Source organism: Streptomyces sp. NPDC047042 (assembly GCF_040644035.1).
GTDB lineage: Bacteria > Actinomycetota > Actinomycetes > Streptomycetales > Streptomycetaceae > Streptomyces.
The window spans coordinates 103,568-111,186 of sequence record NZ_JBEYVP010000038.1 but is presented as its reverse complement, the minus strand read 5'-3'; the positions used below and the strand labels follow the sequence as shown (position 1 = coordinate 111,186).

General features: G+C 70.3%; 7 protein-coding genes. 3 read left to right on the top strand and 4 right to left on the bottom strand.

Annotated features, from left to right (window positions below; all coding sequences use genetic code 11):
* Positions 1-157 precede the first annotated feature (157 nt).
* Together ABZ855_RS36660 and ABZ855_RS36655 are read right to left on the bottom strand one after the other, a co-directional pair.
* Positions 158-1,204 (bottom strand): LacI family DNA-binding transcriptional regulator, encoded by a 1,047-nt coding sequence (locus ABZ855_RS36660; protein ID WP_360814352.1) that lies wholly within the window; start codon positions 1,202-1,204, stop codon positions 158-160.
* Complete coding sequence (locus ABZ855_RS36655; RefSeq protein ID WP_360814350.1) at positions 1,201-1,524, bottom strand: hypothetical protein; 324 nt, start codon at positions 1,522-1,524, stop codon at positions 1,201-1,203. Before ABZ855_RS36655 ends, ABZ855_RS36660 begins: the two co-directional genes overlap by 4 nt.
* A gap of 283 nt (positions 1,525-1,807) precedes the next feature.
* Here ABZ855_RS36655 and ABZ855_RS36650 point away from each other — a divergent pair, with 283 nt between their 5' ends.
* The 3 genes from ABZ855_RS36650 to ABZ855_RS36640 are packed head-to-tail and all read left to right on the top strand — an operon-like array spanning position 1,808 to position 4,949.
* Complete coding sequence (locus ABZ855_RS36650) at positions 1,808-2,965, top strand: Gfo/Idh/MocA family oxidoreductase (protein ID WP_360814348.1); 1,158 nt, start codon at positions 1,808-1,810, stop codon at positions 2,963-2,965.
* Positions 2,962-4,119: a dihydrodipicolinate synthase family protein gene (locus ABZ855_RS36645; protein ID WP_360814345.1), complete on the top strand. Its 1,158-nt coding sequence runs from the start codon at positions 2,962-2,964 to the stop codon at positions 4,117-4,119. Before ABZ855_RS36650 ends, ABZ855_RS36645 begins: the two co-directional genes overlap by 4 nt.
* 32 nt (positions 4,120-4,151) lie before the next feature.
* On the top strand, positions 4,152-4,949 hold the full coding sequence (locus tag ABZ855_RS36640) for a sugar phosphate isomerase/epimerase family protein (protein WP_360814366.1): 798 nt from the start codon (positions 4,152-4,154) through the stop codon (positions 4,947-4,949).
* Between the two features lie 148 nt (positions 4,950-5,097).
* Here ABZ855_RS36640 and ABZ855_RS36635 read toward each other — a convergent pair whose 3' ends face one another.
* Complete coding sequence (locus ABZ855_RS36635) at positions 5,098-6,114, bottom strand: hypothetical protein (RefSeq protein WP_360814343.1); 1,017 nt, start codon at positions 6,112-6,114, stop codon at positions 5,098-5,100.
* A gap of 50 nt (positions 6,115-6,164) precedes the next feature.
* Complete coding sequence (locus ABZ855_RS36630) at positions 6,165-7,616, bottom strand: cytochrome P450 (protein WP_360814341.1); 1,452 nt, start codon at positions 7,614-7,616, stop codon at positions 6,165-6,167.
* Positions 7,617-7,619 lie beyond the last annotated feature (3 nt).

Below are 7,619 nucleotides of genomic sequence, written 5' to 3'. Positions count from 1 at the left end.
GTACTGCGCCACCGCGCGCCCCGCCGGTCTGCCCAGGTGGTGGCGGGCGTACTCGCGGGCCAGGCGGCGGGCGCGCATCGAGCCGGATCCCCCCGGAACGGGATGGGACGGGTAGGGGCGGCGGGGGCGAAAAAACACCCCCACCCCCCACACCCCCCTACCCCCGAGGCACCCCCGAAGACCCCCGAACCATCAACTCCCCCCGAGCCGTAGCGATCCCCCCAGGCGGCGGCTCCTCCCGCCCCATAGCGATCCGCCCCGCCCGAGCCCCCGCCTCCGACAACGGCAACCGCACCGTAGTCAGCGAAGGCACCGCATCCACACTGAACGGCAGATCGTCGAACCCGGCAACGGACACATCGTCCGGGATCCGCCGCCCCGACTCCCGCAGCGCCGCGCACGCCCCGATCGCGACGGAGTCGTTCGCGGCGACGACGGCCGTCAGCGACGGGTCCCGGCGGAACAGCTCCAGCGTGGCCTCGTACCCGGACCGCCGGTCGTACCGTCCGTGGACGGTCCACCGGGGATCCTCCTCGATGCCGTGGAGCGCCAGCGCCGCCCGGTGACCCTCCAGCCGGTGCCGCGTCGTGGTCCGTTCCTCCGGGCCCGCGATGTACCCGAGCCGCCGATGCCCAAGCCCGATCAGGTGTTCGGTCAATTCCTGTCCGCCCCCGCGGTTGTCGAAGGTCAGGGCGATCGCCGAGGTGTCCGGCGCCGGCGGACGCCCGCACAGCACCACCCTCGTACCCGCGTCCGCGAGCCGCCGCAGCTTCGCCGAGACGGCCGCGAGGTGCGGCTCGTTCTCCACCGCGCCCCCGGTCAGTACGACCGCCGCCGCCCGCTGCCGCTGCAGCAGGGTGAGGTACGTCAGCTCGCGCTCCGGCGAGCCCCCCGTGTTGCACACGACCGCCAGCCGTTCGCCGCCCGCGCGTCCGCCCGGGCCCGAGACCTCCGACTGGATGGCGCTCGCCATGATCCCGAAGAAGGGGTCGGCGATGTCGTTGACGAGGATCCCGACGAGGTCGGACGTGGCCGCGGCGAGCGCGCTCGCGGGCCCGTTGAGCACGTAGTCCAGTTCGTCCACGGCTCGCAGTACCCGCTCGCGGGTCGATGCGGCCACGGGATAGTTCCCGTTCAGTACGCGCGACACCGTCGCGGGCGAGACCTGCGCGCGGGCTGCCACGTCCGCCAGGGTCACCGTCATCTCGTCGTCCTCCGGTCGCGCAGCATGTAGTCCTCCGCGTAGGCGTCCATCGTGTGGGCGTCCATCGCGTTGTCGTCCATCGTGTAGGCGTCCATCGCGTGGGTGTCCCTCGCGCGGTCCCCCATCGCGTGGCCGTCCATCGCATGGTCGTCTATCACGTTGTCGCCCATCGCATGGCCGCCCATCGCATGGCCGCCCATCGCGTGGCCGCCCATCGCGTGGCGGTCCATCGCGTGGCGGTCCATCGCGTGGCCGTCCATGGCGTGGCCGCCCATCGCGTGGCCGTCCAACGCATAGCCGTCATACGCATGGTCGTCCATCACGTTGTCGTCTATCGAGGTGCTGTAAGTTGTCGTATTTTGCGTCTTCAGGTCCATACCGATGCAGACCCTATGACCTTTCCCCCTCGTTGTTCGCCCCCTCGAACAATTCGGCGCCTCTGTGCTCTTGTCCAGACCGCTGCACAGAGGCTAGCTTCTTCCTAGATAGAAAGCGCTTGCTGTGACGCTTGCCAGTGGGGCTGCCGGGGGCGGCTCTCCAACCGGGCGTACGCGGCGCGACACCGCGTACCCCGCCCCCTGTGGCACCTACGAAGGGAATGACGTGACACGCAAGACGGTGCGTATCGCCATGAACGGCGTGACCGGGCGCATGGGCTACCGCCAGCACCTGGTCCGCTCGATCCTCGCGCTGCGCGAGCAGGGCGGCCTCGACCTCGGCGACGGCACCGTGCTGTGGCCGGAACCGATCCTGGTGGGCCGCCGCGAGCACGCGCTGAAGGTGCTCGCCGAGCAGCACGGCCTGGACCCGCAGAACGTCTCCACGGACGTCGACGCGGTCCTCGCCGATCCGACCGTCGACATCTACTTCGACGCGCAGGTCACCTCGGCCCGCGAGGAGTCGATCAGGAAGGCGATCGCGGCGGGCAAGCACATCTACACGGAGAAGCCCACCGCCACCGGCCTCGAGGGCGCCTTGGAGCTGGCCCGTCTCGCGAACGCGGCCGGTGTGCGCCACGGCGTCGTCCAGGACAAGCTGTTCCTGCCGGGCCTGCTGAAGCTCAAGCGTCTCATCGACGGCGGTTTCTTCGGCCGCATCCTCTCCATCCGGGGCGAGTTCGGCTACTGGGTCTTCGAGGGCGACTGGCAGGAGGCCCAGCGCCCGAGCTGGAACTACCGTGCCGAGGACGGCGGTGGCATCGTTGTCGACATGTTCCCGCACTGGGAGTACGTGCTCCACGAGCTGTTCGGCCGCGTGAAGTCCGTCCAGGCCCTCACCGCCACCCACATCCCGCAGCGCTGGGACGAGAACGGCAAGCCGTACGACGCCACGGCCGACGACGCCGCCTACGGCATCTTCGAGCTCGAGGGCGGCGCGATCGCCCAGTTCAACTCCTCCTGGACGGTACGGGTCAACCGTGACGAGCTGGTCGAGTTCCAGGTCGACGGCACGGAGGGCTCGGCGGTCGCCGGTCTGCGCAACTGCCGTGTCCAGCACCGCAGTTCGACGCCCAAGCCGGTCTGGAACCCGGACATCCCGGCGACCTACTCCTTCCGCGACCAGTGGCAGGAGATCCCGGACAACACCGAGTTCGACAACGGCTTCAAGGCCCAGTGGGAGCTGTTCCTCAAGCACGTCTACGCCGACGCGCCCTACCAGTGGGACCTGCTGGCCGGCGCCCGCGGTGTCCAGCTCGCCGAACTGGGCCTGAAGTCCTCGGCCGAGGGCGTCCGCCTCGACGTGCCGGAGATCTCGCTGTGACCATCCAACTCCCGGACGCCACAGGCGTGTTGCGGGCCTACGAGCCTCGCGCCACCCCCCTCGCCGTCACCGCGGGCACCCCCTTCACCTCCCGTACGGTCTACTCGGCGGCCCACGTCGTCGCCGACCCGTACGCCGACGTGTCCCCGGACTCGCCGGCCGCCGTCGACTGGGACGCGACCCTCGCCTTCCGCCGCCACCTCTGGTCACATGGCCTCGGCGTGGCGGAGGCCATGGACACCGCCCAGCGCGGCATGGGCCTGGACTGGGCGGGCGCCGCGGAACTCATCCGCAGGTCGGCCGCCGAGGCCAAGTCGGTCGGCGGCCTCATCGCCTGCGGCGTCGGCACCGACCAACTGACCGACCCCGGCGCCTCGTTGGCGGACATCCGCAAGGCGTACGAGGAGCAGCTCGCCCTCGTCGAGGAGTCGGGCGCCCGGACGATCCTGATGGCGTCCCGGGCGCTGGCAGCGGCGGCCACGGGCCCCGAGGACTACCTCGACCTCTACGGCCATCTGCTGCGCCAGGCCACCGAGCCGGTGATTCTGCACTGGCTCGGCCCGATGTTCGACCCGGCGCTCGAGGGCTACTGGGGCTCGAGCGATCTCGACGCGGCGACCGACACCTTCCTCGACGTCATCGCCGCGCACCCCGACAAGGTCGACGGCATCAAGGTGTCCCTCCTCGACGCCCAGCGCGAGATCGACATCCGCCGCCGCCTCCCGCAGGGCGTGCGCTGCTACACGGGCGACGACTTCAACTACCCCGAGCTGATCGCGGGCGACGAGCAGGGGTTCAGTCACGCCCTCCTCGGCATCTTCGACCCGCTGGGCCCGCTGGCGGCACAGGCGGTACGCGTCCTCGACACCGGAGACACGGCCGGCTTCCGTGAACTCCTCGACCCCACGGTCGAGTTGTCCCGCCACCTCTTCCAGACGCCGACCCGCTTCTACAAGACGGGCGTGGTCTTCCTGGCCTGGCTGGCCGGCCACCAGTCGCACTTCACCATGGTCGGCGGCCTCCAGTCGGCCCGTTCCCTCCCGCACTTCGCCCGCGCCTACCAACTCGCCGACGGACTGGGCCTGTTCCCGGACCCGAAGCTGGCCGAGGAGCGGATGAAGAACCTGCTGTCCCTGTACGGAGTGGCCCAGTGAGCGGCGACCTGTCCCGTTTCTCCATCAACCAGATGACCGTCAAGCAGCTCTCCCTGCCCGAACTGGCCGACGCCTGCCTCGAGTTGGGCGTCCCCGGGGTGGGCCTGTGGCGGGCGCCGGTGCAGGAGTACGGCGTCGAGGCGACGGCGAAGCTGCTCCGCGACGCTGGCCTCGCCGTCACCACCCTGTGCCGGGGCGGCTTCTTCACCGCCATCGACCCGGCCGAACGCGCGGAGGCCCTGGCCGACAACCGCAGGGCGATCGACGAGGCGGCCACGCTCGGCACGGACACCCTGGTCCTGGTCTCGGGCGGCCTCCCGGCCGGCTCGAAGGACCTGCACGGCGCCCGGGAGCGCATCGCCGACGCGCTCGCCGAACTGGGCCCGTACGCCGAGAGCCACGGCGTCCGCCTGGCCATCGAGCCGCTGCACCCCATGTACGCGTCCGACCGCTGCGTGGTCTCGACGCTCGCCCAGGCCCTCGACCTCGCGGAGCGCTTCCCCGCCCAGCAGGTCGGCGTCACGGTGGACACGTACCACATCTGGTGGGACGACAACGCGCCCGCGCAGATCGCCCGCGCCGGCGCCGGTGGCCGTATCCACACCTTCCAACTCGCCGACTGGACAACGCCGTTGCCCGAGGGAGTCCTCAACGGCCGCGGTCAGATCGGCGACGGCTCGATCGACATGCGCGAGTGGAAGGCGTACGTCGAGGCCGCCGGTTACACCGGACCCATCGAGGTCGAGCTGTTCAACGACGGCCTGTGGGCCCGCGACGGACGCGAGGTGCTCGCGGAGACCGCGGCACGGTTCGTGGAGCACGCGGCGTAACGGCACGGTCCTCCGCGTCGTACGGCCGTCCACGGGGGTACGGCCGTACTACGCGCAGGCACGGCCATCCGTGCGGGCGTGACCGTCCGCGCCCGGTGGAGCAATGGCACCGGGCGCGGACAGTTGTCGCGGAATCCTCACGCGATCCTCACGCACGGATCTCGATTCCGTGCGAGCGGTCGTCGGTGAGGATCTCCATCAGGGCGCGGTGTTCGGTGCGCAGCCGGTCCACCTTCCCGGTCACCTTGTTGCGCACCTCCAGCTCACAGCTGGTGATCTTGGTGTTGAGGCAGTGCTTGATGCCGCCGGGCGGGTTGTAGTAATTGAGCCCGACGAACTGCTCCCGAGCCGCCAGAAACCGCCCGTTGACGGTCACGGTTTCGTCGCCCGTGCTGAAGTCCCAGTGGAAGTAACCGAATTGGGCCTTCGCCGTCAACGCCCGCCGCATCGACACGAGTTGGTACTCGCGATCGTCGTGGCGCAGGACGAGGAAGGTGGCCATCGGTGTCCGTACCGGCCCGATCTTCGCGCGGGCGGTGACGATCTCCAGGAAGCTGTCCGGGGCGTCGTCGAACCCGGCGACCTGCCCGAACGCGTAGTAATCGGTGTGCTGGCTCCCCCAGTTGTGGTTCTGGCTGCCCGTCCAGCCGTCCACCTCGACCGTCTCGCCGTCGACCGTGAGCGAGCCGTCGAAGCGGGCCAGCGGCATCCCGACCAGGCTCTTGGCCTTGGGGAAGCCACCGGCGTACATCTTCTGCGGCAGCAGGAACAGCGGCGGTTCGGTGCCCTCGTAGGCCAGGTCCCAGCCGACAGCGCCGTTGGGGCCGTTCGCCTCGCCCTTGAGGCGGCCCGGTTCCAGCACCCGGTCGCCGACCCGCGCGCCGAACGCCCCGCGCCGGAAGTCGCATTCGGCGATCGGATACTCCTCCTTGGCGACCACGTGCCGGCCGGTCACCCCGTCGAAGTACACCGCCCACAGCTCACCGATGGCCGCCTCCGGCATCCCGGCCGGACTGAAGACGGTGTAGCGGATCCAGAAGGCGCGCGGCTCGGTCGGATGGTTCCCGCGCTGGTAGAAGCTCTCGTAGTGGCCCTGAGGCCGGGCCGGGTCGTACTGGACCGTGTTGAGCGGCAGGGTGTGCGGATCGTCCTGGCGCGTCACCATCAGAGGCTCCAAATGCGTTGCTGTGGACGGGAGTCGGGCGTGTGGGGTTGTCAGGAGTGGTGTCGTGGGCGGCGGTCGTGCAGGGTCATCACCATGCCGTAGCGGGGGCGCAGGGTGATCGTGGCGTGGTCGACGACCCGGTGGGACGGGACATGCCGGAACTCGTAGCGTTGCAGCAGCGCGGCGAGCAGGAGATGTGCCTCCATGAGGGCGAAGTGCTTGCCGATGCACAGATGCGGCCCCGCGCCGAAGGGCAGATAGGCGAACCGATGCCGTTTCGCCCGCCCGGCTCCCTGCTGGACGCGCAACCGGTCGGGGGCGAATCGATCGGGGTCGAAACGATCGGGGTCGAAGCGTTCGGCGTCGGGCCAGTGGGCCGGATGGCGGTGGATGTTGTGCAGGTTGACCAGGACACGTGAGCCCTCCGGTACGAGGTGTCCGCCCAACTCGACGTCTTTCAGGGTCAGTCGGGGCACGATCGGCGCCGACGGGTACATCCGCAGCGACTCCTCGAAGACCCGCAGTGTGTACGGCATGGCGGCCAGGTCCTCGACGGTGGGCAGCCGTCCGCCGAGGGCGCCGTCGACCTCGCGCTGCACCGCAGCCAGGACGTCACGGTGGCGGGAGAGGAGGTAGAAGGTCCAGCTGAGGGTGACGGCGGTCGTCTCGTGGCCGGCGGCGAAGGTAGTGATCACCTCGTCGCGCAGCTGGCGGTCGTCCATGCCCAGTCCGGTGTCCTCGTCCCGGGCGTCGAGCAGCATGTCCAGCAGATCACCGCGCCGGACGCGCCCGAGCTCTCCCGCCGCTGCCCCTGCCGTCGCCGCCGCTGCCGCCTCGGCCCGGCGTTCGCGGATGATACGGCCGATCAGGGCGTCGATGCCGTCCATGACCTCCCGGAACCGCCGGTTGCGCGGGGTCGGCCAGTGCGTGGGCGGGCTGAACGGGTTCTGGAGCCGGTCGAACGCGAAGTTGATCGCCACGTCCACGGCGTCCGGCCCGAGTTCACCGAGCCCCTCGGTGATGTCGGTGCTGAACATGCACCGGCTGACGATGTCGAGCGTCACCCGCATCAACTCGGTGTGCAGGTCGACGGCGTCCCCGGTGCGGTAGGTGACCGCCATGTGGGTCAGCTGGTCCTCGACCGAGCCGGCCATCGTACGGAACATGGAGGTGAGGGCCTGTTTGCCGTAGATCGGCTGCATCATGCGCCGGTTGGTGAGCCAGCTCTCGTGGTCGTCGCCGGTCAGCAGGCCCTCGCCGAGCACCAGGCGCAGCGGGTTGTCGGGCCCGAGCTTGCCGTAGGCGGCGCTGTCGGTCAGCACCTCGCCGGCCAGCTCCGGGCTGGACACCCCGTGCACGGAGACGGGCCCGAGCCGGTAGCGGACGAGGTCGCCGCCCTCCCGCCAGCCCGCGCGCATCGCGGCGAGGATGTCCCGCCGGAAGTCGAGCACGCTGCCGAGCACGGGCAGCCCCGGCACCTCGGGAGCCATCCGGCTGCTCACCGG

Coding starts and splice junctions, on each gene's coding strand:
- ABZ855_RS36660 (WP_360814352.1), bottom strand. CDS start 1,204: ATGACGGTGACCCTGGCGGACGTGGCAGCCCGCGCGCAGGTCTCGCCC.
- ABZ855_RS36635 (WP_360814343.1), bottom strand. CDS start 6,114: ATGGTGACGCGCCAGGACGATCCGCACACCCTGCCGCTCAACACGGTC.
- ABZ855_RS36640 (WP_360814366.1), top strand. CDS start 4,152: ATGACCGTCAAGCAGCTCTCCCTGCCCGAACTGGCCGACGCCTGCCTC.
- ABZ855_RS36655 (WP_360814350.1), bottom strand. CDS start 1,524: ATGGACGACCATGCGTATGACGGCTATGCGTTGGACGGCCACGCGATG.